The organism is Planifilum fimeticola (assembly GCF_003001905.1).
Taxonomy (GTDB): Bacteria; Bacillota; Bacilli; order Thermoactinomycetales; family DSM-44946; genus Planifilum; species Planifilum fimeticola.
Genome location: NZ_PVNE01000030.1, coordinates 24,404 through 46,920 on the forward strand (window position 1 = coordinate 24,404; position 22,517 = coordinate 46,920).

21 protein-coding genes are annotated in these 22,517 nt (G+C 56.3%); 8 read left to right on the top strand and 13 right to left on the bottom strand.

The window, feature by feature from the left end:
- Positions 1-147 precede the first annotated feature (147 nt).
- A complete protein-coding gene (locus CLV97_RS15225) occupies positions 148-1,962 on the bottom strand; it encodes a coiled-coil domain-containing protein (RefSeq protein WP_106346384.1) in 1,815 nt (604 codons plus the stop codon).
- A complete protein-coding gene (locus tag CLV97_RS15230; protein WP_245891634.1) occupies positions 1,962-3,911 on the bottom strand; it encodes an efflux RND transporter permease subunit in 1,950 nt (649 codons plus the stop codon). The genes CLV97_RS15225 and CLV97_RS15230 overlap by 1 nt, the downstream gene beginning before the upstream one ends.
- Before the next feature lie 276 nt (positions 3,912-4,187).
- On the opposite strand from CLV97_RS15230, the gene CLV97_RS15235 reads away from it, so the two are divergent.
- A complete protein-coding gene (locus CLV97_RS15235; protein ID WP_106346385.1) occupies positions 4,188-4,742 on the top strand; it encodes a TetR/AcrR family transcriptional regulator in 555 nt (184 codons plus the stop codon).
- A 199-nt stretch (positions 4,743-4,941) separates the two neighbouring features.
- On the opposite strand, the gene CLV97_RS15240 is transcribed toward CLV97_RS15235, so the two are convergent.
- Together CLV97_RS15240 and CLV97_RS18260 are read right to left on the bottom strand one after the other, a co-directional pair.
- A complete protein-coding gene (locus CLV97_RS15240; protein WP_106346386.1) occupies positions 4,942-6,417 on the bottom strand; it encodes a sodium:solute symporter family protein in 1,476 nt (491 codons plus the stop codon).
- Between the two features lie 2 nt (positions 6,418-6,419).
- The gene (locus tag CLV97_RS18260) at positions 6,420-6,650 is read right to left on the bottom strand and encodes a hypothetical protein (RefSeq protein WP_170070563.1); all 231 of its coding nucleotides are present in this window, start codon (positions 6,648-6,650) and stop codon (positions 6,420-6,422) included.
- 235 nt (positions 6,651-6,885) lie between these two features.
- Between CLV97_RS18260 and CLV97_RS15245 the strand changes: the two genes are divergently transcribed.
- Positions 6,886-7,467 carry a YdcF family protein gene (locus tag CLV97_RS15245; protein WP_211295771.1) on the top strand — a complete coding sequence of 194 codons (582 nt, stop codon included), beginning with the start codon at positions 6,886-6,888 and terminating at the stop codon, positions 7,465-7,467.
- Between the two features lie 372 nt (positions 7,468-7,839).
- Positions 7,840-9,324 carry an amidase domain-containing protein gene (locus CLV97_RS15255; protein ID WP_106346389.1) on the top strand — a complete coding sequence of 495 codons (1,485 nt, stop codon included), beginning with the start codon at positions 7,840-7,842 and terminating at the stop codon, positions 9,322-9,324.
- A 38-nt stretch (positions 9,325-9,362) separates the two neighbouring features.
- Here CLV97_RS15255 and CLV97_RS15260 read toward each other — a convergent pair whose 3' ends face one another.
- On the bottom strand, positions 9,363-9,806 hold the full coding sequence (locus CLV97_RS15260) for a DUF2203 domain-containing protein (protein WP_106346390.1): 444 nt from the start codon (positions 9,804-9,806) through the stop codon (positions 9,363-9,365).
- A gap of 2 nt (positions 9,807-9,808) precedes the next feature.
- Positions 9,809-10,210, bottom strand: a complete 402-nt coding sequence (locus CLV97_RS15265; RefSeq protein WP_106346391.1) for a DUF309 domain-containing protein — start codon at positions 10,208-10,210, stop codon at positions 9,809-9,811.
- 99 nt (positions 10,211-10,309) lie between these two features.
- On the opposite strand from CLV97_RS15265, the gene CLV97_RS15270 reads away from it, so the two are divergent.
- Positions 10,310-10,540 carry a DUF1128 domain-containing protein gene (locus CLV97_RS15270; protein ID WP_106346392.1) on the top strand — a complete coding sequence of 77 codons (231 nt, stop codon included), beginning with the start codon at positions 10,310-10,312 and terminating at the stop codon, positions 10,538-10,540.
- 84 nt (positions 10,541-10,624) lie between these two features.
- Here the strand turns inward: CLV97_RS15270 and CLV97_RS15275 are convergent, their stop codons facing one another.
- The 5 genes from CLV97_RS15275 to pdhA form a co-directional block, all read right to left on the bottom strand.
- Positions 10,625-11,017 (bottom strand): acyl-CoA thioesterase, encoded by a 393-nt coding sequence (locus tag CLV97_RS15275; RefSeq protein WP_106346393.1) that lies wholly within the window; start codon positions 11,015-11,017, stop codon positions 10,625-10,627.
- 210 nt (positions 11,018-11,227) lie between these two features.
- On the bottom strand, positions 11,228-12,646 hold the full coding sequence (gene lpdA, locus CLV97_RS15280; protein ID WP_106346394.1) for a dihydrolipoyl dehydrogenase: 1,419 nt from the start codon (positions 12,644-12,646) through the stop codon (positions 11,228-11,230).
- Between the two features lies 1 nt (position 12,647).
- On the bottom strand, positions 12,648-13,940 hold the full coding sequence (locus CLV97_RS15285; protein WP_106346395.1) for a dihydrolipoamide acetyltransferase family protein: 1,293 nt from the start codon (positions 13,938-13,940) through the stop codon (positions 12,648-12,650).
- Between the two features lie 115 nt (positions 13,941-14,055).
- The gene (locus CLV97_RS15290) at positions 14,056-15,036 is read right to left on the bottom strand and encodes an alpha-ketoacid dehydrogenase subunit beta (RefSeq protein WP_106346396.1); all 981 of its coding nucleotides are present in this window, start codon (positions 15,034-15,036) and stop codon (positions 14,056-14,058) included.
- A complete protein-coding gene (gene pdhA / locus CLV97_RS15295; RefSeq protein WP_342749809.1) occupies positions 15,036-16,118 on the bottom strand; it encodes a pyruvate dehydrogenase (acetyl-transferring) E1 component subunit alpha in 1,083 nt (360 codons plus the stop codon). The genes CLV97_RS15290 and pdhA overlap by 1 nt, the downstream gene beginning before the upstream one ends.
- A 380-nt stretch (positions 16,119-16,498) precedes the next feature.
- Here pdhA and CLV97_RS15300 point away from each other — a divergent pair, with 380 nt between their 5' ends.
- From CLV97_RS15300 to mnmM, 3 genes are all read left to right on the top strand, one after another.
- A complete protein-coding gene (locus tag CLV97_RS15300) occupies positions 16,499-17,185 on the top strand; it encodes an SOS response-associated peptidase (RefSeq protein WP_106346397.1) in 687 nt (228 codons plus the stop codon).
- A 116-nt stretch (positions 17,186-17,301) separates the two neighbouring features.
- Positions 17,302-18,270 carry a tRNA modification radical SAM protein MnmL/YtqA gene (gene mnmL, locus CLV97_RS15305; RefSeq protein WP_106346398.1) on the top strand — a complete coding sequence of 323 codons (969 nt, stop codon included), beginning with the start codon at positions 17,302-17,304 and terminating at the stop codon, positions 18,268-18,270.
- 97 nt (positions 18,271-18,367) lie between these two features.
- Positions 18,368-18,949 (top strand): tRNA 5-(aminomethyl)-2-thiouridylate-methyltransferase MnmM, encoded by a 582-nt coding sequence (gene mnmM / locus CLV97_RS15310; RefSeq protein ID WP_106346399.1) that lies wholly within the window; start codon positions 18,368-18,370, stop codon positions 18,947-18,949.
- A 66-nt stretch (positions 18,950-19,015) separates the two neighbouring features.
- On the opposite strand, the gene CLV97_RS15315 is transcribed toward mnmM, so the two are convergent.
- Together CLV97_RS15315 and CLV97_RS15320 are read right to left on the bottom strand one after the other, a co-directional pair.
- Entirely contained in the window at positions 19,016-19,879 is an 864-nt protein-coding gene (locus tag CLV97_RS15315) for a DUF6612 family protein (protein ID WP_106346400.1), read from the bottom strand.
- 284 nt (positions 19,880-20,163) lie between these two features.
- Positions 20,164-20,529: a S1 RNA-binding domain-containing protein gene (locus tag CLV97_RS15320; protein ID WP_106346401.1), complete on the bottom strand. Its 366-nt coding sequence runs from the start codon at positions 20,527-20,529 to the stop codon at positions 20,164-20,166.
- 198 nt (positions 20,530-20,727) lie between these two features.
- On the opposite strand from CLV97_RS15320, the gene pckA reads away from it, so the two are divergent.
- Positions 20,728-22,305 carry a phosphoenolpyruvate carboxykinase (ATP) gene (gene pckA / locus CLV97_RS15325; RefSeq protein WP_106346402.1) on the top strand — a complete coding sequence of 526 codons (1,578 nt, stop codon included), beginning with the start codon at positions 20,728-20,730 and terminating at the stop codon, positions 22,303-22,305.
- Positions 22,306-22,517: the final 212 nt, after the last annotated feature.

The following is a 22,517-nucleotide window of genomic DNA, read 5'->3' on the forward strand; positions in this document are numbered from 1 at the left end:
TCTCCCTTCCCAAATTCCGGGATGAACCGGAACGCAAAGAGGCTCCGACTCCAGCCGGCCGCGGCGGACAGATCCGGAAAACTTTATTTCTGCAAGCGGAAAAACCCGGGCGATTGCCCGGGCTGCGTCCAAAAAATTGCTCGGGTTTCAGCTTTTGAACAAATCCAACAGCCGGCTCCAAAATCCCTTATTCTCCTCTTCCTTCGGTCCGCTTTTCGGTTTGTCCTCCTCTTTTTTGATGCTCTCGGTTTTCAAAACGAACTGCACGGACTTGACCTTTTTGTTCTTGGATGAAACAAAGGAGACGGGATCAAAATCCGAACGATCGTATTCGCTGACCATTTGATCGATTTCGGACTGCATTTGATCCGGCAAATTTCGGGTCGACCGGGCCAACTTCGATGTGCCTTGATGCAGTTCATGCATGCCCGTTTGAAACTGCCGAGTTCCATCCTTCATCTCCGCGATGCCGGTATGCAAACGTCCGTAGTTTTGGGACAGCCGGGCTACGCCGCGGGTATAATCGACCAGCCCGGAATGGAAGGCGCCATATTGCTCCGAGAGGGATTGCAAGCCCTGCTGCAACTTTTTCATCGACTCATCCAGATGGGTTTGATTCAGACTGTTGTCCAATCGATCGGCGATGATTTCGATATAGATACTCATCTCACGCACGGATCGAGCAACCTCTTTAAGGGTCGGATTTACCGCCTGGAAGCTGCCCTTCACAGCGGTGTAGGCATCCTTGGCGGCACGGGCGGCCGTATAGGTCTGGACCAATTGGTCGACCACCCGGGGATCGGCCCCGCTGGCTTTTAATTGCCGTATGTCCTCCTCGGAGATATCCTGGGCGGGAATCGCCGCGATCGATCGGTCCAAGGCATGGTAGGCCTTCGTATATTGATCCTGCAGAGCAGTCAGGGAATTTTCGGTTTGCTTCAGCCCGCCGGCCATGTCCGCCAGCCGCTTTTGCAGTTCCTTCAATTGGCCCACATCGATCTGATCCGCATCTCCTCCGAGGGACCGGCTCAATTTCTTTAAGGCGTCGCGGATCGACTTGGATCCTTCGATCAATTCCGCGGAACCCTGCTCCAGTTCGCGGATTCCCTGCTTGTATTTTTTCGACCCCCCGTACAGACCTTCAACCCCTTGATGAAGTTCCGCCATCCCCTTGTTCAGTTCGCTAATGCCCGCATCGATTCCCTGTACCGCATCGGACAGGGACCTCATTCCGTCCATCATCCCATCGGCATCGGGAATGTCGACGGACAGGCCCGGCGGAATGCCCGTGATTTGGATGCTCTCCATCTCCAGGTCCCGGACTTCGGCTCTCACGACAAAGCTCGCTTCTTTCCCGGGCATGACGGTGAAAGTCACCTGTTGATTCTTGCCCGCCTCGGCGATCGTCCCGTCCTTCGCCTCGACATTTTCATAGATTTCCGGGTCCAGCGTGAGGGAAATCTGCAACATATAGTTCTCGAAAAAGGGATTCTCTCCCGCCTTTTCGTTGGCTCGGGTGTGGATGCGGATCTCCAGCTTTCCATCCTTGCCCAGCAATTGTTCAGGGGGTAAGTTCTTGCCATTCAACCGGTACGAGACATCAATATCCCAGGGGAGCGGCCGGTCCTTGAGGGTCCCCTGATAATAAAACAGGTCCTTCGAAGTGACGAACCCGACCCGCTGGCCGTCCACTTCCATCTCCGTCAAGTCGGTCAAATTTTCTACACGGGTGTAGGGGCCGTAGTCGATGATCTTCCCGGGCCGGTCGACGGAAAACTTGTTGACGACATAGATCTCCTTTTGATCGCCGTCGGCCTCCAAGGTGGCATATACGACTTCGCTTTTCCCCGAATAGGAACCTTTTCCGGAGGACTGTGCGCCGTGTGCCATCGTCAGCGTGACGGGTGTCGACACAAGCAGAAGGAGGGCCAGGAACATCCCCCCCGTCCGTTTGAGACTCATCAGCATCCCCCTTTTCCCTGATAAAAGTTCGGCCGCAGCGTGGTCTTTTCAATCACCCGGTCAAAAAGGATCAACATCGCAGGCAGGGCGATGACGACCATTCCAAACGCCAACAGCGCGCCTCTTCCCAGCAAAAGCCCGATCGACGACACGATGGGGTTGCTGGAAGTGAAAAACAGGATAAAGCCGACGGTCGACAGGATGGAAGCGGGTGTCAGGATGGAAAACAGTTTGTCATCGAGGGTTTTCTTGATCGCTTCCATGGCCGGCATCTCCTGGCGGAGGTTTCGATAGGTATCCGTAAGCAAGATGCCGTAATCGACGGTGGCGGCCAGCTGTACCGTGCTGATGATCAAATAACCGACGTAAACCAGTGATGAATCGGTGAAGTAGGGGACGGACAAGTTCAGCCAAACGGCCGATTGGATCGTCAGCAGCAGGACGACGGGAATCGAGAGCGACCGGAAAGTGAAGAGGAGCACGAGGGCGATCGAACTGATCGTCAACAGATTCACGATAGCGTGATCCCTTTCCACCGTCTTTTTGATGTCATACAAGGTGACGCTCTCCCCGAGCAGATGCACCTCATCATAATAAGATTCGGCTGTTCTCCGCACTTCATCGACCAGCGAAAAGGCTTCTTCCCCCTCGGAATCCGTCTCCGCGTTCAGGATAATGCGCGCGTAGTTGTCGGAGTAAAACGATTTCGCGGCCGATTCCTCCAAATACTCGGATGGAATGGCCGGACTGACGGTATTTACATAGGAAGTGACGCTCTTGATGCGGGGAAGTTCCTCCAGGCGTTGGACGAGTTTTTCTTCCTTGCCCGGATCCCCCTTGGGAACGAGCAAAACCATCGTGCTGTTTTCCCCGAAGGCTTCCCGGATCGCCGCCGCATCCGCGCCAGCCCGGGAGGTTTCCGGCTGCTCGCCCAATCCGTAGACGAAGGAGGTTTGGCTCTGGGCCAAAAATGCCGGCACGATCAAAAGCATCAGGGCGATGAAAACGGGAATCCTCAGTTTCAACACCCGCTCTCCGAATCCCTTCCATTTCGGAACGAGCGGTGGATGCTGGGTCCGATCGATCCACTTGTAAAACATCAGCGTCAGAGCCGGCAGAAAGACGATGACGCTGAGAAAGCTGAAAGCGATTCCCTTAACAAGATTCAGGCCTAGGTCGGCTCCGATGCCAAATTCCATAAAGGAGAGGGCGATAAAACCGAAAAAGGTTGTGGACGCACTGGCTGCGATCGCGGGAAAGGATTCCTTGATGGCTCGCCGCATGGCTTCGCCGGGATCCGATATCTGTTTGCGGTGGTTTGAAAAACTGTGCAGCAGAAAAATGGCATAGTCCATCGACACAGCCAGTTGCAGGATCGGCGCCACCGACTGGGTCACAAAGGAGATCTCACCTACAAAAACATTGGCTCCCATATTAATGAGAACGGAAACGCCGATGGCGATCAAAAAGAACAGGGGTTCGATCCAGGAGGTGGTGGATAAAACCAGAATGATGATGAGGATGGGAATCAACAATAGGGCGGCATTGAAAGACTCCTGACCGGCCATCTTTTGGGAAACCGCCGTATCGACGGCCTCACCGGCGACGGCGTTTTCTTCACCGATCAGTTCATAAATGCGGTCGACCGTCTCGACTTCATCCCCCTCGCGGATGTGCAACGAAATCAGCGCCGTTTCATTCTTGTAATAGGGCTCCACGAGATCGGGATCCGCCATCTCGAGGGGCTCCTTTACATCGATCACATCATCCAGCCAGGTGACTTCGGTGACACCATCGATCGCCTCCAATTTCTCTTTGTATGCCAAAGCTTCGGTGATGGAGACGTGATGAATCATCACCCGCGCATTGGCGGTCGGCTCATCAAATTCGCGTTCCATGAGGTCGACCGCTTTCATCGATGGTGTATCCTGGGGCAGATAATCCGCCATATTGTAATTGACCGAGACGGCAAAATGCGCAATTGCACCGATCAACGCAAGGATGACGCTGGCAATGACAATCGTTTTTTTGTGTTTTACGATTTTTGCAGCGAAATCTATAAGTCTTCATCCTCCCTTGACCTCATGTTCCGGACACCTTAATATTTTAATGGACACCGTGTCGGAAATACAACATACAGTTTTACAATTCATGTTGTTTTTCCAACACCTTTCCGTTTTGTGTCGTATTTGACGCAATATTGGTGATATAAAAGGGGGGTCGGAATGCGCGAAAAGCTGGATCGCCGAAAAAAATACACGCGCAAGGTGTTGAAGGAAAGCCTCATCGCCTTGCTCGCCGATGGCAAGCCCCTCTCGGGCATTACCGTCAAAGCGATTTGCGAAAGGGCGGATATCAATCGCTCCACGTTCTATATGCATTTTTCGGACCCCTATGACCTGTTGAACCATATCGAATCGGAAATCATCGAGGATCTGATCGCGTATTTGAACACCTACCGATTCACCGTCGAAGAAGAGTCCCAAAAGATGACCCAAAAGCTTTTGGAATACATCGCAGAAAACCAATTCCTTTTTCAAACCCTCCTGGTCAAGAACAAGGATCCCGCCTTTGAAAAGCGGTTGATGGAGATCGCTCGGCGCTTTATGATGAGCGCCGTCCCCCATATGAACAAGGTCAACTCGAGATATTTGAGCACCTTCGTGGTCAGCGGTGCCATCCATGTAATCAAGGACTGGCTCGCAAACGAAATGGACCTTCCTCCCGAAAAAATGGCAGCCCTGATCAACCATTTCGCCAACTACCCTCGCCTGCATTGATGCGGGCAAAAGCGGGGCACCCGGCCTCGGAAGGAAACATCAAAAAAATTCGGCTCCGCAGCCGGCGCTGATCGCCGACGCGGAGCCTCACGGAACCCTTTCATGCCGACGCGTCCCAAGACATCATCCGCACCGTCCGGGCGAGACGGTCAATCAGAACAACGGAAACCGACTCTTCAAACCGACGGCACCGCCCCGGTCAAAACGCTCCCTTCTCGCGGATCAGCCTGCGGATGCCGCCGACAAACCGGTCCGCCTTGTCTTCAGGCGCTTTGGTGAAGAGGCTGACGACGACGAACAGGAGCGCGGAGACGCCAAGTCCCCAGATGCCGGAGGAAAGCCCCAGAGGTTTCGTCTTCGTCAGCTCCAGGAAGATCACCAGCAATCCTCCGGTCACGACGGCGGAGAGAACCCCGGCCGCCGTTCCCCTTTTCCAGTAAAATGCGCCGATAATCGCGGGAACCATCACCAATAGCCCGGCAGAGGAAGAGACGGACAGGACGGCGATCAAATCCAATTGCAGCTCGGCAAAACCGTAGGCCAGAAGGGCGATCAGCGGCATCACCCAACGCCCCACCCGAAGCTGGTTGGCGGCGTCGCCCTCCCTGCCGAGATTTCCATAGACATCCCGGGCCACCAGGGAAGACAAGGTGAGCAAGATCGAATCGATCGTCGAAATGGCGGCCGCCAGAATGCCGATCATGACGATCAACCCGAGCACCGGGGGAACCAGGGGCGAGCTGAGCAGGGCCGGGGTCGCCAGATCCGGATTCTCCAGATCCGGGGAATGGACGAGGGCTGAGAAGCCCCACAGAATGGCCACCAAGGTATAGATAAGGCCGTATCCGAGAAAGAGGAGGAGCATTCGCCGCATTTCCGCCAGGGAAGAAAGCATGAACAGCCGTTGACTCACCTGGGGATTGGAAATGCTGAAAAAGAACCAGGGCAACGTCAGCCCCAAAAAGGTGGCGAAGCTGAAAAACCCGTTCCCCGGCACCGTCAGCCATTCGGGATAATCGCGCTCCAGGGCGGAAAACAAACCGTCAAAGCCGCCCAAACCCCGGGCGACGACCCAGACGACACCGACGGAGGTGACGATCATGATCAGCGCCTGAAAGGCATCCGTCCAAGCGACGGAGCGGATTCCCGCGATCAAGGCGAGAACGATGGCCAGCACCGTCGCGATCAATGCCCCGGTGGTGAAGGAAATGGCCCCGCCGCTCATTCCCGACAAGAGGTAACCCACCCCCGCCAGCTGAACCGAACTGTAGGGAATGAGAAAGAGGCAGCTGGCAACGGCCGTCACGACGGCCACCGCCCGGCTGTTGTAACGATCCCCCAACATTTCCGATGGGGTCACATAGCCGTACTTTTTCCCCGCCATCCAGAATCGGGGGCCGAAATAAACCACCAACACCATCCCTGACAAGTACACCAGCTCAAATCCCAGCGCCCCGACTCCGCCCTGGTAAGTGAGGCCGGCCAATCCTACCAGCATGAAGGCGCTGTATGTCGTCGCCCCGTAACTGAGCGCCGACAGCACCCCTCCCATCGCCCTTCGCGCCAAAAAATAATCGTTTAATTCGCGCTGCATCCCTTTCCGGGACATCAGGGCGATGACGATCACCGCCGCGACGTAAATTGCCAAACCCGTCCAGACAAGCGTCGGTTCCATCTTTATTCCCTCCACTCCGCAGTGAGCCAGGCCATGACGAAAATGGAAGCCACGGCAAAAAGTACCCAGAAAAGTCCGCTTCCATACCAGCTGGGAACCTCCGTCAAGACCGTATAAGGTATCAGATACGCAGAAATCACCAAAATTCCCATGCACGCCAAACCGATTTTCCCTTTTCGATCCACACCACTCACCTCGCTTTTTTTCATTATAGCCTCTACGAAAATGGTCACCAGGTTTTTCTCTTCCAATTCCGTTCGTTTTCGCAAGGAATCGGGTGGTATTTTGTGGATTGGCAACTTCTCCTTTCGGGGCGTTTTTGCTATATTGTCATTGGCAGAAAGACTTGGACGGCAAGTTTTTTTGCAGAAACCGCAGGGGAAAAAAGCGCAGCTCTCATCGGTCGCCCGGCGGCTGACCGAGCAACCGATCGGACAAAAACCCGTCTCTCAAACGGAGCGATGCATCATGCCCTTTCCGAAATGGACTCTGATTTTCATCCCTCTCGTCATCTTGCTGCTCATCCTCCTCCTCTTCTGGAACCGGGTCTCCCGTTACGACCACGCCACCATCCAGCCGCGCTCCCTCCCCGCCGGACTGGTCCTCGGCGCGGCCCTGTGGGACGGAAGACCCAGCCCCGCCCTGAAGGAACGTCTGGATCTGGCTTATCAGCTTTACCGGGAAGGTCGGGTTCAATACCTGATCCTGTCGGGGGGAAAGGGGGATGACGGGCCGTCGGAAGCCGAGGGAATGAAGCGGTATTTGGAAGGCAAAGGCGTCCCTCCCGATCGCCTCCTGCTGGAGGATCAGTCCCGCAACACCGCGGAAAACATCGCCAATTCAAAAGGGATTCTCCTCAAGCGAAACTGGGAGCAAATCCACTTGATCACCCACGACTACCACATGTATCGGGCTCTCCGCCTCGCCGAAAAAGCGGGAATCGACGCCACGCCTGCCCCCGTCCATTCCCGGGTGCTGTTCACCCCGTTCTACAAGGTGCGGGAATGTCTCGCCATCATCAAGATGTGGATCCAGGAAACCCTCGGGTAAGAGCCTCCAAAGGGGGAAACGGATTCCGTTCAAGGTGCCGGTGGATCTTTTCGAACCATTTCTTCCGCGACAAAAAATGGGGAACCCCCGGTTCGGGTTGGAGATTTTCCACCGGCCCGCGAACGGTTTGCCCGGCAGACAAAGCGGCTGCCGGAGATTTTCGCGGTCGGCCGCTTCCGGCACGGAGCGGGAATGGAAAAATCCCCCAAATCGCTTTTTTATATGAAACTACATCTCCTATTTCTGCGAATATATCTTTTATCCCAAGAAAACCACGGATTATGAGGTTTAGTATATTGACAATTCTAATAGAATCTTCTACGATGGGATCGCACTATCATTTTCCAACCGATTGTGGAGGGGAAATATATCTTGGAAAAACGGTCATCACGAATCAAGCGTTCGATCACACGAAAGAGAATCGTCTGGATCGGCGCGGCAGCGGTCCTCCTCCTTTCCGCTTCGCTGGCGTATGCGGGATTTAATTCGGGTGGAGAGCCTTCCACACCTCCTTCCGCCGACGCCGAGAAGTCTGTGACGGATGTGAAAGAAGAACCGACGGTGGAAGAGTTGGCCAAAGCGACAGATGAAGAGCTGGTCGACCACATTCACTACTACAACGAAATCTCCCTGTCCAAGGAAGAGATTCAACGCAGCCATCCCATCGCCGCAAAAATCGTCAACCAGAAGGCCAAACAGCAAAACGTGAAGCCGGATCTGGACAATCCGCGCTACCGGGAACTGGCCATGGAAGCAGGCCTGGATCTGGAAGGGAAAACACCTGAAGAACAAAGAGAGCTCGCCGATTTTGCCAAGAAGGCGGACCAATACGAAAACAAAGAACTGAACAAACGGATCAAGGAGCTCGAACGCAAAGCCAAGAAAGAGGGTCTGACGGAGCAGGAACGGGCTGAACTGATCAGCCTGCTCCCGATCAAAAACCCGGGTCCCAAGCTGAAACCCGAGCCCAAAAAAGAAGCCGAAAAGAAACCTTCCACGCCGACCGAAGAACCGGCAAAAAACCCCGGCAAGGAAGAACAGAACGATAAGCAACAGGACGGCGACGGGCAGCCCAACCCCAAAGAAGGCGATAAGCAGGACGGAAAACCGAAAGACGGCGTCAAGGATGACCCCCGGGACGGAAAAGACGCTGAGCCGGGAGAAAACAAGCAAAAAGGCACCGGCAAGGATGAACCGCGGGACGACGGCCAGAGGGATGACAGCAGCGACGGGGATCAGGACGGAAACGAGCAAGACAGCAACGAGGACGGACAAAGCGGCAACGAGGACGGCCAGGACGAAGATTCCGAGCAGCCCGAACCGAATCAGCCGCCGCTGAAAACGGAAGCCAACGGCTACAACCGGGCCAAAGCCGTCGAATATGCGTACAAGTGGTGGAACAAGCGGAACAACGAGGAATACGGATTCTACAGCCGGGAACGCGGCGGTTGTTATGACTGCTGGTACGACTGCACCAACTTTGTCTCCCAGGTGATCAAAAACGGCGGCATCAAGGAACGGGTCGGCAATTATAATTTGTACGATTACTGGTTCTACAACGATGATCGGCCCGCCCTGACCTGGAGCCTTGCCCACAGCTTCTACTTGCACATGAAGAATGTCCGTCATGCGCAAAACGCCACTTGGCCTTCAGAACTGCAGGTCGGAGACATCATCAGCGTCGACTTTGAAGGAGACGGCCAAATCAACCACAGCGTCGTGATCACGAAGATCCAAAACGGCCAAATTTTCGCCACCTATCATTCCAGCGACAACAAAGACAAAAACATCACGGATTGGCTCCTGTACTATGACGTGTTCGCCTGGAAAATGGAAACGGTCAAAAACAATTACTGATAAAACAAAGCCTTCCGCAAAAAGCGGAAGGCTTTGTTTTACTCGCCCGGCAGTTCATCGTCCTCGCCCGGCAGTTCATCGTCAAGGGATTTCCGGTAATAATACCCCTCCCACACGTAGTGCCAATGGCGAATCCGATCTTCCCCGAGTCGCCAACAGAAGAACACCTCTTGACCGTTCAGTTTTGCCGGAAAATCGACCAATCCCATGTCGATGTCCTTCAACTGCACTTCAGCCTCATGGATGCGATGGATGATTCCGCGGGCCTGGATCTGGAGAAACTCCAGCCGGGCCTCCATTTCGAAAAAGGGGTCCTCGCGCTCCATCGTTACATTGCCTGCGCCGTGCAGCATCTTCAGCCGCCGCAGCTCGGAAAACTGGACCTCAAACTCCTGTTTCAAGGCTTGAAGCTGCTCCACTTCACCCCGGAGAAAGGGAATCAGCCTGTTTGCCTCCTCCAGGGTGAAATATTTTTTGGCCACCTTTAAGCGCCCCCCTTTTTCATCCGATTCCTCAGATCTTCGTCGATGATCGAGATGTTCAGATCGTAAAAGGGAAAGGGTTTCTGTTCGTAATTTTCCAGCCGCTCCAGATACTCTTCCACTTCCTTGCGAAGACGGCCGAGATCGATCCCCATATAGCGGTCCGGATACGGTCTCAGCTTGGAAAGGGCCGATGAAAACAGCTTCCTGGCCCCGCTTATGTTTTCCCTCCGAAAATGAAACAGTCCCACCGCCACCTGCAACAACCCCTGGTAGAAGGGATCACGCCCTTCTTCCAGCCACAGCTCTTCCATCACCTCATGGCATTCGTAATAATCCCTGTCGATGTTGAAATAAATGAAAAAACGGACGTACAGATCGGCGTACTCTTTCGGCTTCTCCATCGGATCTGCCTCCCGGCGGGCCGACCTCAAATTCTTTGGGAATTTCGGCCCGTTTTCGATACAATGAATAGGAACCCGATACAGGAAGGAGTTGTCTTTGTGAATTTGGAAACCCCCAGCAAGGAGAACGTGGCTCACATCGTGGATGAAATCAAAGCCCGCCTCAAACTCGTCAACGCAGCCATCATCGATCCGGAGGATTTTGAGCTGGAAAAATACGACGAGCTGCTGGCTCTGTATCGCATGATCCAAAAGAAGGAAACCTTGACCCCTATGGAGCTGGAAGGAATCCTCGCCGAGCTGGGCGAGTTGCGAAAAGAGAAAAAGTAAGCGGCCATCGCCGAAGAGGCGGTCGGAAGGGATTTCCGGCCCCCGTCTGTCCGCTTGCGCCATGCGCCGGGGGCTGCCGGGAGGTTATTCAAACCACTTGCCCAATTCCGGGGGGAGAGGAACGCTTTTCCGCTCTTTCAAATCGACGGTGACGCTCGTCACATGGGCATCCGCCACCCGCTCCCCCCGCTCGTTGTCGATGATCTGTTCCAGAACAAAGCTGCTCTTTCCCTTGCGCAGGGGGCGGGTCCGGATGGTCAACTTTTCGCCGAGACGGGCTTCCTTCCGGTAGTTGATGTTGATGTTGACCGTCACCGTTCCCACTCCCATTTCGGAAAACGCGTCAAAGGGCAGTCCGATCCGGTTATACCAGTCTTCACGGCCCCATTCCAGATATTCGAGATATTTCGCGTTGTTGACATGTCCCAACACATCGATTTCCGTGGAGCGCACTTCGATCTGAATGGACGTTTCCATCCCGTTCCTCCCGTGGTCTGTGATATTTGTCACGATACCCTCAAGGACGGGTACTTCCTTCGACAAAATTCGATGAATTTCCTCCCCCTATTAAAGGGCAAAAATCCCGGAAAAGGTTCCGGGATTTTTTGATGAAAGGCCCGCCGGAAGCCGGGGAAGGGGCGACGCCCCCTCCCCGCGCCGGGGGCTTTGGGAAATTTGAAAGCTGCGTCACTTTTTCACCATGTGGATGGCCTGCCCCAGCACGCCTTCCGCGGCTTCCATCACCGCTTCCGGCAAGGTGGGGTGCGCGTGCACGCTCAGGCTCACATCTTCGGCATTGGCACCCATCTCGATCGCCAGCACCGCTTCGGAGATCAGGGTGGAAGCCTCCGGCCCGACGATCTGCACACCCAAGATCTGTTTGCTCTCCTTGTCCGCCACGACCTGGGCAAATCCGTCCGCCGAATCCATCGTCAGGGCGCGGCCGTTGGCCTGGAAGGCGAAGCGGCTGACAACGGGATCGTATCCCTTTTCCTTCGCTTCCTGTTCGGTCAGACCGGTGTAGGCGATTTCCGGATCGCTGAAGATGACAAAGGGCATCGCCCGGACATCCACTTCGCTGGGCATGCCGGCGATCACCTCCGCCGCCACCTTGCCTTCATAGCTGGCCTTGTGGGCGAGGAGGGCTCCTCCGGCCACGTCGCCGATGGCGTAGATGTGCGGAACGGAGGTGCGCAGCTGCTTATCCACCTTGATGAAGCCGCGCTCGTCCAGCTGGATTCCCACCTGCTCCAGTCCCAGCTCATCCGTGTTCGGCTTCCGACCCACAGCCACAAGCACGACATCGGCGGCATAGGTTTTCTCCTCGCCTTTGACCTGGGCGGTGACCCGCACCTCGTCCTCGGAGCTTTCGCCTCCCTGCACCATGGCGCCGGTCACGACGGTGACGCCCAGCTTTTTCAATTTGCGCGTCACCATGCGCACAAGGGACGGATCCACGCCGGGGAGCAGGCTGTCGGTCCCCTCCAGAATGGTCACTTCGCTTCCCAGCTTCCGGTATGCCGTCCCCAGCTCGAGACCGATGTAGCCGCCGCCCACCACCAGGAGCCGCTTGGGAAGCTCCTGGAGGGAGAGGATTTCCGTGGAGGAGAGAATCCGTTTTCCGTCAAAGGGAAGGCTGGGAAGCTCGACGGGCCGGGAACCGGTGGCGATGATGCAGTCCTTGAACTGGTAGGTTTGGCTGTCCTTCTCCGTGGCGATGCGGACCGTGTCGGGACCGGAAAAGTAGGCTTCCCCTTTGATCACGTCCACCTTGTTCCCCTTCAGCAGGGTACCCACCCCGCCGGTCAGCTTTTTCACCACGCCGTCCTTCCAATTCATCAGTTCGGGAAGGTCCACGGCGATGTCCCCGTTCACACGGATGCCCATGCGGTCCGCTTCCTTGATCTGCTGAACCCGTTCCGCCGCGGTGATCAACGCCTTGGAGGGAATGCATCCCCGGTTGAGACAGACGCCTCCCAATTCGCCCTTGTCCACCAGCGTCACTTTTCGTCCCAATTGGGCGGCCCGAATGGCGGCCACGTACCCGCCCGGACCGCCGCCGACAACCAACACGTCCACTTCGTTTGCAAAATCTCCTACGACCATCTTACCTCATCTCCATCATCAGCAGGTTTGGGTTCTCCAGAAGCTGCTTCACCCGACTCAAGAAACGGGCAGCCACGTCGCCGTCGATCAGACGGTGGTCAATGCTGAGGGAGACCGACAAGATCGGCCGGATCACCACTTGCCCGTCCCGGGCCACCGGCCGCTCGGCGATGGTTCCGACACCGAGGATCGCCACTTCGGGATAGTTGATGATCGGCGTGAAGAACTGTCCGCCGAATGGCCCGATATTGGTGATGGTGAAGGTGCTGCCCTTCAGTTCCTTCACATCCAGCTTGCGGCTGCGGGCCCGCTCGGCGAGATCGGCGATCTCTTCAGCCAGCTCGAAGATGGATTTCCGGTCGGCATGTTTGACAACCGGAACGATCAGGCCGTCCTCCGTCGCGGTGGCGATTCCCATGTGAATGTGCCGCTTGATGACGATCTCTTCCGCTTCATCATCGATGGAGGCGTTAAGCGCGGGAAACTCGCGCAGAGCGGCGATGACCGCCTTGATGATGAAAGGCAGATACGTGAGCTTGATGCCCCGGTCCTCCGCGTATTTTTTCCCCTGTTCCCGTATGGAAACCAACTCGGCGGCATCCACTTCATCCATGATCGTCACATGGGGAGCGGTATATTTGCTTTCCACCATCCGCTTGGCGATGGTCCGGCGCAGTCCGCGAAGGGGAATCCGCTCTTCTTCTTCGACAAGCTGCCCGGATGTCGGCGCCGCCTTCCGTTCTTCCTGCGCTCGGGCGGGTTCTCCGTCGGCAAACCGGCGCACATCCTCCGCGGTCACCCGCCCGCGGGGCCCCGTTCCCTCCACTTGGGTGATGTCCACTCCCAGCTCCCGGGCCAACTTGCGCACCGAGGGCATGGCCAGGACCTTCCCGCGGCCCCTCCTTTCGGCTTCGACCCGGCCCTCCGATTTCCCTGCCTCATCCTCCACCTTCGCTTCCTTCTCCAGAAGGTCGTCCATCGGTTTCGCCTGTTCGTGGGCATTGGCGTAGGGCTCTTCCGTCACCTTCCCCTCCTCGGCGCTTGCCGGCGCCTCCCCTTCCGTTTCAAAAACGGCCAGGACGCTTCCCACGACCGCCACTTCTCCCTCTTTCACCCTCAGCTCCTTCACCGTTCCGGTCACCGGCGAAGGGATCTCCACCACGGCCTTGTCCGTCTGAACCTCGGCGAAGATGTCATCTTCCTGAATTCGGTCTCCCTCTTTTACGTGCAGCTTCACGATCTCCCCTTCGTGGATGCCCTCCCCCACGTCGGGAAGCTTGAATTCGTATGCCACGACCGATGCCCTCCTTCTAACTGATGGGTCGTCAACGTCAACGCATCTATGTCAAGAGCATGTCGGAACCGCCTCACCGAATTCACGCTGTCGGATCGGCGGCTCCGCATGTCTCTCAGAAATCGAGAACTTGATCGATCGCCGTGCGGATTCGTCCGACGGAGGGCAGCCACTCATCCTCCAGAGACGAAATCGGGTAGGGGGTGTCATAGCCCGTCACCCGGACCACCGGCGCTTCCAGGGAAAGGATCGCACTTTCGTTGATGCGCGCAATCAGTTCGGCACCGACGCCTCCCGTCTTCACCGCCTCATGGACAATCACCACCCGTCCGGTCTTCTCCACGGAAGCGAGCAATGTATCCATATCCAGCGGGTTGATCGTGCGCAGATCGATGATTTCCGCCTTGATTCCACGTTCCTTTTCCGCCTGCAGAGCCGCCTTCTCCGCCATCGGCACCATCGCCCCGTAGGCGATCAGGGTCACATCCGACCCTTCCTTCACGATGCGGGCCTTGCCGATGGGTACGGTATACGCCTCTTCCGGCACCTCCTGCTTGACCGAGCGGTAGAGGCGCATCGGTTCAAAATAGAGCACCGGATCCGGATCGCGGATGGCCGCGATCAACAGTCCCTTGGCATCGTAAGGATTGCTGGGAATGACCACCTTCAAACCGGGCGTGTGCAAAAACAGGGCTTCCAAGCTGTCCGAGTGCATTTCCGGCGTCTTCACTCCGCCGCCGAAGGGAGAGCGAATCACCATCGGCACGTTGAACCTTCCGCCGGACCGGAAACGGAGGCGGGCGGCTTGAGAGCAGATCTGGTCCATCGTCTCATATACGAATCCCTGAAACTGAATTTCCGCCACGGGCCGGAAACCGAGGGCGGCCAGGGCGACGGACGTTCCGATGATGCCCGATTCCGCCAGGGGGGTGTCAAAGACGCGCTTTTCCCCGAATTGCTGGTAAAGCCCCTCCGTCGCCCGGAACACGCCGCCGTTGACCCCGACATCCTCTCCCAAAACCAGTACGGAATCATCCCGTTCCATCTCCACGCGCATTCCATCCTGGATCGCCTTGATCATCGTCATGACGGCCATTATTTGGTTTCCCCCTTCCACTTAAGGAACTCTTCCTTCTGCGCCTTCAGATCGGGGGTCATCTCGGTGTACACGTCTTCAAACACGTCGACGACGGCCCCCTTGGGCATGGCTTCCACTTTTTTGATCCCCTCGTTGATCTCCTCGAGCATCTCCTGTTCCGTCCGCTCTTCATCCTGGTCGGACCACAAGCCCTTCTTTTCCAGGAAGCGACGGAAACGCTTCAGAGGATCGCGCTTCTCCTTCCATTCCTCTTCCTCCCGCTTTTCGCGGTAACGGGAGGGATCATCACCGGCCATGGTGTGAGTCCCCAGACGGTAAGTCACCGCCTCGATCAACGTCGGCCCCTCCCCGCGGCGCGCCCGCTCTGCCGCCGCTTTCACTTCCCGGTACACGGCCAGGATGTCGTTGCCGTCCACCCGAACGCCTTCAATTTCGTAGGCAATCGCCTTCTGGGCGATCGTTTTGCTCTTCATCTGCTTGGAAATCGGCACGCTGATGGCGTACTGGTTGTTCTGGCAGAAGAAAATGGAACGGGCGTTCATCACGGATGCAAAGTTGAGCCCTTCATGAAAATCGCCCTGCGACGTGGCGCCGTCCCCGAACATCGCCATCGCCACTTTATCTTCACCGCGAAGCTCGAATCCCCATCCGGCGCCGGCGGCATGGAGCACCTGGGCGGCGATGATGATCTGCGGAGGAAACATGTTCACTCCTTGGGGGATCTTCCCGCCTCCGATCTGCCCCCGGGAATAGAGAAAGACTTGATGCAGGGGAAGTCCGTGATACATGGAGGCCCCCATATCCCGATAGCTGGGGAACAGCCAGTCATCCTTCCGCAGGGCCGCGACCGATCCGATCTGGCAGGCTTCCTGCCCGGACATCGGCGCGTAGAACCCCAGCCTTCCCTGCCGGTTCAGTTTGACCGACCGCTGGTCAAAGATGCGGACCCGCAGCATCCACCGGTACAAGTCCTTCAGTTCCTCTTCCGACAACTCCGGAACTTCTTGATCCGGGTTGAGCTCACCGTCCTCATTCAAAATCTGCACCATATCAAGGGTTTGCTTCAGTTCGACGGCCACAAGGCTTCACTCCTCTCCAAAAGTCCCTTCGACAACCGATGGAAAAAGCAAGCAGTTCACTGCTTAGGATTCCTAATATTGGGATGCGACATTCCCTTTCCCCGGTGTTTTTGCGGCTCCCCCTGACACACAACAACGAAACAGGAGGGAAAGATGTGATAGTACAGATGTTGTTTTTTCGGACAATTTCTTTGATAAATAGGGGATCAAATTATATATAACAGTATCTCGAACCAATTATTTTGTAAACCGAAAAAGATGATGTCCACCAATTTTCGTTTTTCTGATAACAGGTTCGGGCGCTTTTGATAGAGACTCCCGGCCTCGGGGAATAAAAAATAGTGCATATACCCGGTTTCCCTCAGGAAGGAGGAGTTTCCATGTGCGGTCGCTTCACCCTGACCGTCGAATTGAATGCCCTGCGCCGCCGGTTCCTCGCTTCGGCCGAAGATGGTTCACTCAACCGCCCTCGCTTCAACATCGCTCCCACCCAGAACATTCCGGTCATCCGGCATGAAAAGGGGGGGAGGAAAATCCGCGAACTGCGTTGGGGGTTGATTCCACGCTGGGCGAAGGAGGCATCCATCGGACAACGGATGATCAACGCCCGAAGTGAAACCCTGACGGAAAAACCCTCCTTTCGGCCGCTCCTCCACCGGCGGCGCTGTCTCGTACCCGCCGACGGCTACTACGAATGGTGCAAAACCGAGACCGGAAAGAAACAGCCCTATCGAATCATCGTCGGAGACGGAGAGCTTTTCGCCTTCGCGGGGTTGTGGGACCGCTGGGTCTCCCCTGAGGGAAAGGCCGTCGAATCCTTCACCATCATCACCACCCGGGCCAACGAAAAACTCTCCGGCATCCATCATCGGATGCCCGTCATCCTTCCGCGGTCCGCGGAAGACCTTTGGCTGGACCCCGGGGTGAGGGATCCCGATCTGCTCCGCCAACTGCTGGTTCCCTATCCGGATGAGTCCGTCCGGTTCTATCCCGTTTCCACCCTGGTCAATTCCCCTCGAAACGACACCGAAGCCTGCATCCGGCCGCTTGACGGCGAAGAAACATAAGCCGGTCTGCATCGACCGGCTTGATATTGTATAATGGGAACAGGCTCAAATCTGTGAACGCGCAACCCGCCACCACAGGCGGGATTTTGAAGGTCAGGAAGCGGGGAAGGATCTGCATGACACGGGAATCGACGAACAATCCTCTCCTGTGGGGAGAGAAACGATATCACACGTGGAATTACCATTTACGTCAAACCTTCGGCGAGAAGGTGTTCAAGGTCCCTTTGGACGGCGGCTTTACCTGCCCCAACCGGGACGGCACCGTCGCCGTCGGCGGCTGCACCTTTTGCAGTGCCCGGGGGTCCGGGGATTTTGCCGGCAACCGGCGCGACGATCTGGTGAAACAATTCCGGGAAGTGCGCGACCGGATGCATCAAAAATGGCCGCAGGCAAAGTATATCGGGTATTTCCAGGCCTTCAGCAACACCTACGCACCGGTGACCACCCTGCGCCCCATGTACGAGACCATTCTGGAGCAGGAGGGAGTGGTGGGCCTGTCCATCGCCACGCGTCCCGACTGCCTCCCCGATGATGTGGTGGAACTGCTTGCGGAACTCCACCAGCGGACCTATCTGTGGGTGGAGCTGGGCCTGCAGACGATTCACGACGAAACCTCCCGGCTGATCAACCGCGGCCATGATTACGCCTGCTTCCTCGAAGGAGTGGAGAAACTGCGGCGCCACGGGATCCGCACCTGCGCCCACATCATCTACGGCCTGCCCGGCGAGGACGAAGAGATGATGATGGAAACGGCCCGGGCTTGCGCCGCCATGGATATTCAGGGCATCAAGATTCACCTACTCCACCTGTTGAAAAACACGCCGATGGTAAAGCAGTACGAAGCGGGTTTGCTGCGCTTTCTGGACAAGGAGACTTATGTCCGCCTGGTGGTGGACACTTTGGAAATTCTGCCCCCCGACATGGTGATCCACCGGGTGACCGGGGACGGCCCCCCGGACCTGTTGATCGGTCCCCGGTGGAGCCTGAAAAAATGGGAAGTGCTGAATGCGATCGATGACGAATTGAAAAAGCGCAACACTTGGCAGGGCAAAAAATATTCCCCCGAATACCGCGCAGCCCTGTGAAGGTCCTCGGGCAAACCGCCCTATCAAGCATACCCCTTGAACCCTCTGGAAGGAGGCTTGTGATTCTCCGCAGGCGACGGAGAACGGGATCTTCGCCATGATTCTCCCTTCCATCCTTTCCCTGTCCAAACAGCTGATCCGGCAGGCGCTCCACCCGGGGGACGCGGCGGTGGACGCCACCGTGGGAAACGGACATGACACCCTCTTCCTCGCGGAAACGGTGGGGGCCTCCGGCCTCGTCTTCGGCTTCGATATCCAGGCGGAGGCGCTCCAAGCCGCGCGCTGCCGCCTGGAGGCGGCCAACCTGGAGGGACGGGTCACCCTGTTTAAGGAAAGCCACCACCGGATGGCGGATTGCCTGCCTGCCGAAGTGCACGGCCGGATCAAGGCCGTGATGTTCAATCTGGGATACCTTCCCCACGGCGACCATGCGATCATCACCCGCCCCGAAACCACCGTTCCCGCCCTGGATGCCGCTGCCCGACTCCTCGTCCCCGGAGGCATGATGAGCGTCGTCCTCTACACCGGTCACCCGGGTGGTCCCGAGGAATCCGAGGCGGTGATCCGGTGGGCGAAAAAGCTCAGCCCCCACCGGTTTCAAACCATGTGGGTTCAACTGCCCAACCGGAATCATGCCCCTTCCCTCCTTGCCGTGGAAAAGCGACGGGAAGCCCCTTAAAGGCAAAAAACCGGCCCGGAGCCGTTCATGTTCGGCTTCCGGGCCGGTAATTCATTTCCTGCCGCCTTACTTCGCTTCTTCCGGAACGGTGATGGTGCCCTCAAAATTCCCCTTCAGATCCATCTTCATGTCCTGGACGATGTCCACCTTGATATCCTTGATATCCATCTTCGCATTCATGGTTTGTTCCACTTTTTTCTGTTGGAAGTTGTTTTCATCGATCCAAACTTTTTGGACATACTTGTCCACCTTCACATTGATGTCATCCTTGCTGATGGGAAGGCTTTGCTCGAGTTGGGGCACCATGGCCGATCGGAGCGCATCTTCCATCTGTCCCAAAAACTCCGCATCGACGTCCTTCGTCACGGTCACCTCGATCACATAAGCCCCGTCTTCCTTGCTCATCTTCAGGTTTTCATCCTGCTTGTCGCCCCGGAGCTTATCCACGAACTGGCGCAACTGTTCCAGAGCTTGGTTGGGGGTCTGGGTTTGACCACCCATTTGCGCCATATCCAAACCGTCCAACTGGCCTTTCGTCCAGCCGCCCGTTTCCGTCTTCTGATACATCATGTTGTCAACCATGTAAATTTCCATGGGCATCTCTTGGCCCATCATTTTCATGGAACCCTTCATGTGCATGGCCAGCGGATCGGTCGTCATGTCCATGTCTATGTCGAAGGTTTGTTCAAGCTCCTCTTTCTGCCCGTTCAAATCCATGGTCATGGTCTGATTTCCGGTGATGGCATAGCTGAGTCCCTTCCCCTCTTTCAAGGCCTTATCGGCCTCAGACAGCACATCCTGCATGCCCAAGTTTTTCTTTTCTCCAGGCTTTTCGGCATCCGCCCCCTGCTCGGCGGAATTGCTGCATCCGGCAATCGTCAGCGCCGCCATCATCAACAAAATAAAAAAAGGACGCAAGATTTGTTTCACTGCTACGTCTCCCTCCACCAATGTTTTACTATGTAGAGTGAGTTTGCCGGAAAGTCCGGAGCTTGTCCCACTCGTGGGGTCCATTATATCCCACGATAATGGAAATGTCCATCCCGTAACAGGTGGAAAACCAAAAAGTTGTAATACACTTCCCTAACCAAAGGGGTATATTCATACAAATATAATAATTCAATTTCTAAAAATCCACCATTTTGCGCAGAAACAAAAAAACATCTTCCTGAAGGAAGATGTTGCAGCCGACGTACTGCTCTTCGTCCACTTCGTCAGCGCTTTTTCTGCTTGGCGGCCAGGGCGCTCAGACGCTCTTCACTGCTCTTCATGAACTTTTTCATCATATCCTCGAAGTCCGCGGGACCCCTGCGGCCACGGCGGTCTCCCCGCTGCGGACGGTCGTCGCTCAACGCTTTGATCGAAAGCGAGATTTTTCCGGGCGGTTCCACAGAAAGGACCTTCGCCTTGACCACATCCCCCACCGACAGCTCGTCTTCCACCTTCTCCACATACTTGGTGGAGATTTGGGAAATATGGATCAAACCCGTCTCTCCCGTCTCCAGTTTGACGAAAGCACCGAAGGGTTTGATGGCCACCACTTCACCGCTGACGATGGCTCCTTCCGTTACCTTGCTCATTCAAACACTCCCGATGTGATATTCATTCTGTACGAAGATACCATTAATTTGTCCCCAAGTCAATGGGCAAAATACCCAGGGATGTGATGCATCCGCTTTCACCGGACATATATATATGTTATACTTTTTTGCGTATGAGACCCGTCCAAGAAAACACATTTTTTCTGAATTCTGAGGACTGGAGGCAAGATTGGACTCATGAGTACTCCGATACATGCAGCCACGCAAAGCGACCCGTTTTCTTTCGATCGCAGGAATCGCAATCTCCCCGTTCCTGCGCTGGTGGAGGCGGCATTGGCCCGGGGGGAAGCCATCCTGACCCGGGATGGGGCCCTTCGAGCCGTCACGGGAAAATACACCGGACGCTCGCCCAAGGACAAATTCCTGGTTGACGAGCCTTCCATCCGGGGAAAGATCGATTGGGGTCCCGTCAACCAACCGATGGACCCGGAGGTGTTTGACCGGTTATACCGGCGGGTGGCGGATTACATAGAAAGGCGGCAGCCCTACATCTTCGACGGATTTGCCGGAGCGGACCCGTCCCACCGCCTGCCCATCCGGGTGATCAATGAACTGGCCTGGCACAACCTGTTTATCCGGCAGTTGCTGATCCGTCCCACGGAGCAGGAACTGGCCGAACACCGTCCGGAATTGACACTGATCGTCGCTCCCGGATTCAAGGCGGACCCTGAGCGCGACGGAACCCGTTCCGAGACCTTCATCGCCGTCAGCCTGGAGCGCGGACTGATCCTGATCGGCGGCACCTATTACGCCGGCGAAATGAAAAAATCGATCTTCAGCGTGATGAACTACTTGTTGCCGGAAAAGGACGTTCTCCCGATGCATTGTTCCGCCAACGTCGGAGAAAACGGAGATGTCGCCCTCTTCTTCGGCCTGTCCGGCACCGGAAAAACCACCTTGTCCGCCGACCCTGAGCGTCAGCTGATCGGGGACGATGAACACGGATGGTCCAGCCGGGGAATCTTCAACATTGAAGGAGGCTGTTACGCGAAATGCATCGGCCTGTCCCGGGAGAAGGAACCGCAGATCTGGGAGGCCATCCGTTTCGGATCGGTTCTGGAGAACGTGATGCTGGATGACCAGCGCAACCCCCTCTACGATCGGAAGGATATCACGGAAAACACCCGGGCGGCCTATCCCGTCGATTACATTCCCTCCTCCGTCGTGCCGGGAATTGCCGGTCATCCGAAGGTGATCCTCTTTCTGACCGCCGATGCATCCGGCGTCCTCCCCCCGATCTCCCGACTGACGCCGGAACAGGCGATGTACCACTTCCTTTCGGGGTACACCAGCAAACTGGCGGGAACCGAGAGGGGAATCGTCGAACCGGAGGCCACCTTCTCCGCCTGTTTCGGAGCTCCCTTCCTCCCGCGCCCGCCCCTCGTTTACGCTGAAATGCTGGGCAAAAAGATCGCCGAGCATGGCGTCCGGGTTTACCTGGTGAACACCGGCTGGTCCGGCGGCCCCTACGGAGTCGGAAAGCGGGTGAAGCTCGCCTACACCCGGGCCATGGTCCGGGCGGCCATCAAGGGAGACTTGGAACAGGTGCCGATGACGCCCGATCCCATTTTCCAGGTGGCGGTCCCCGAATCCTGTCCGGGCGTCCCGAAGGAAATTCTCTGGCCGCGAAACACCTGGAATGACCCGGAACAATTTGACAGGCAAGCCCGGGAGCTGGCCCGTCGCTTCCAGGAAAACTTCGCCAAGTTCAAGGATGTTCCCCAATCGATCCGCGCTGCCGGTCCGAAAGCCTAATAGATCAAAAGCCCTCCCTCGTCGGGAGGGCTGAGGCTATTGACAAACCCAGCGGAAAAACCGCTGGGTTTGTATGCTAATTGGAAGAAAATAGAGAAGAACAGACGGATAAAGGACCCGCCTTGGGGCCCATTGTTCCTCTTCCAAAGGAGCAAGGCCATTTTCTTGATGTTTTGGCAAACGGCAGTAAGGAGGCATTGCTCTGTTACTCT

Excerpts from the sequence above, each read along its gene's own strand:
- CLV97_RS15225 (WP_106346384.1), bottom strand. The coding sequence starts at position 1,962 with ATGAGTCTCAAACGGACGGGGGGGATGTTCCTGGCCCTCCTTCTGCTT.
- CLV97_RS15230 (WP_245891634.1), bottom strand. The coding sequence starts at position 3,911 with ATGGCGGATTATCTGCCCCAGGATACACCATCGATGAAAGCGGTCGAC.
- CLV97_RS15235 (WP_106346385.1), top strand. The coding sequence starts at position 4,188 with ATGCGCGAAAAGCTGGATCGCCGAAAAAAATACACGCGCAAGGTGTTG.
- CLV97_RS15240 (WP_106346386.1), bottom strand. The coding sequence starts at position 6,417 with ATGGAACCGACGCTTGTCTGGACGGGTTTGGCAATTTACGTCGCGGCG.
- CLV97_RS15245 (WP_211295771.1), top strand. The coding sequence starts at position 6,886 with ATGCCCTTTCCGAAATGGACTCTGATTTTCATCCCTCTCGTCATCTTG.
- CLV97_RS15265 (WP_106346391.1), bottom strand. The coding sequence starts at position 10,210 with ATGGAGAAGCCGAAAGAGTACGCCGATCTGTACGTCCGTTTTTTCATT.
- CLV97_RS15275 (WP_106346393.1), bottom strand. The coding sequence starts at position 11,017 with ATGGAAACGTCCATTCAGATCGAAGTGCGCTCCACGGAAATCGATGTG.
- lpdA (WP_106346394.1), bottom strand. The coding sequence starts at position 12,646 with ATGGTCGTAGGAGATTTTGCAAACGAAGTGGACGTGTTGGTTGTCGGC.
- CLV97_RS15290 (WP_106346396.1), bottom strand. The coding sequence starts at position 15,036 with ATGGCCGTCATGACGATGATCAAGGCGATCCAGGATGGAATGCGCGTG.
- CLV97_RS15300 (WP_106346397.1), top strand. The coding sequence starts at position 16,499 with ATGTGCGGTCGCTTCACCCTGACCGTCGAATTGAATGCCCTGCGCCGC.
- mnmL (WP_106346398.1), top strand. The coding sequence starts at position 17,302 with ATGACACGGGAATCGACGAACAATCCTCTCCTGTGGGGAGAGAAACGA.
- mnmM (WP_106346399.1), top strand. The coding sequence starts at position 18,368 with ATGATTCTCCCTTCCATCCTTTCCCTGTCCAAACAGCTGATCCGGCAG.
- CLV97_RS15320 (WP_106346401.1), bottom strand. The coding sequence starts at position 20,529 with ATGAGCAAGGTAACGGAAGGAGCCATCGTCAGCGGTGAAGTGGTGGCC.
- pckA (WP_106346402.1), top strand. The coding sequence starts at position 20,728 with ATGAGTACTCCGATACATGCAGCCACGCAAAGCGACCCGTTTTCTTTC.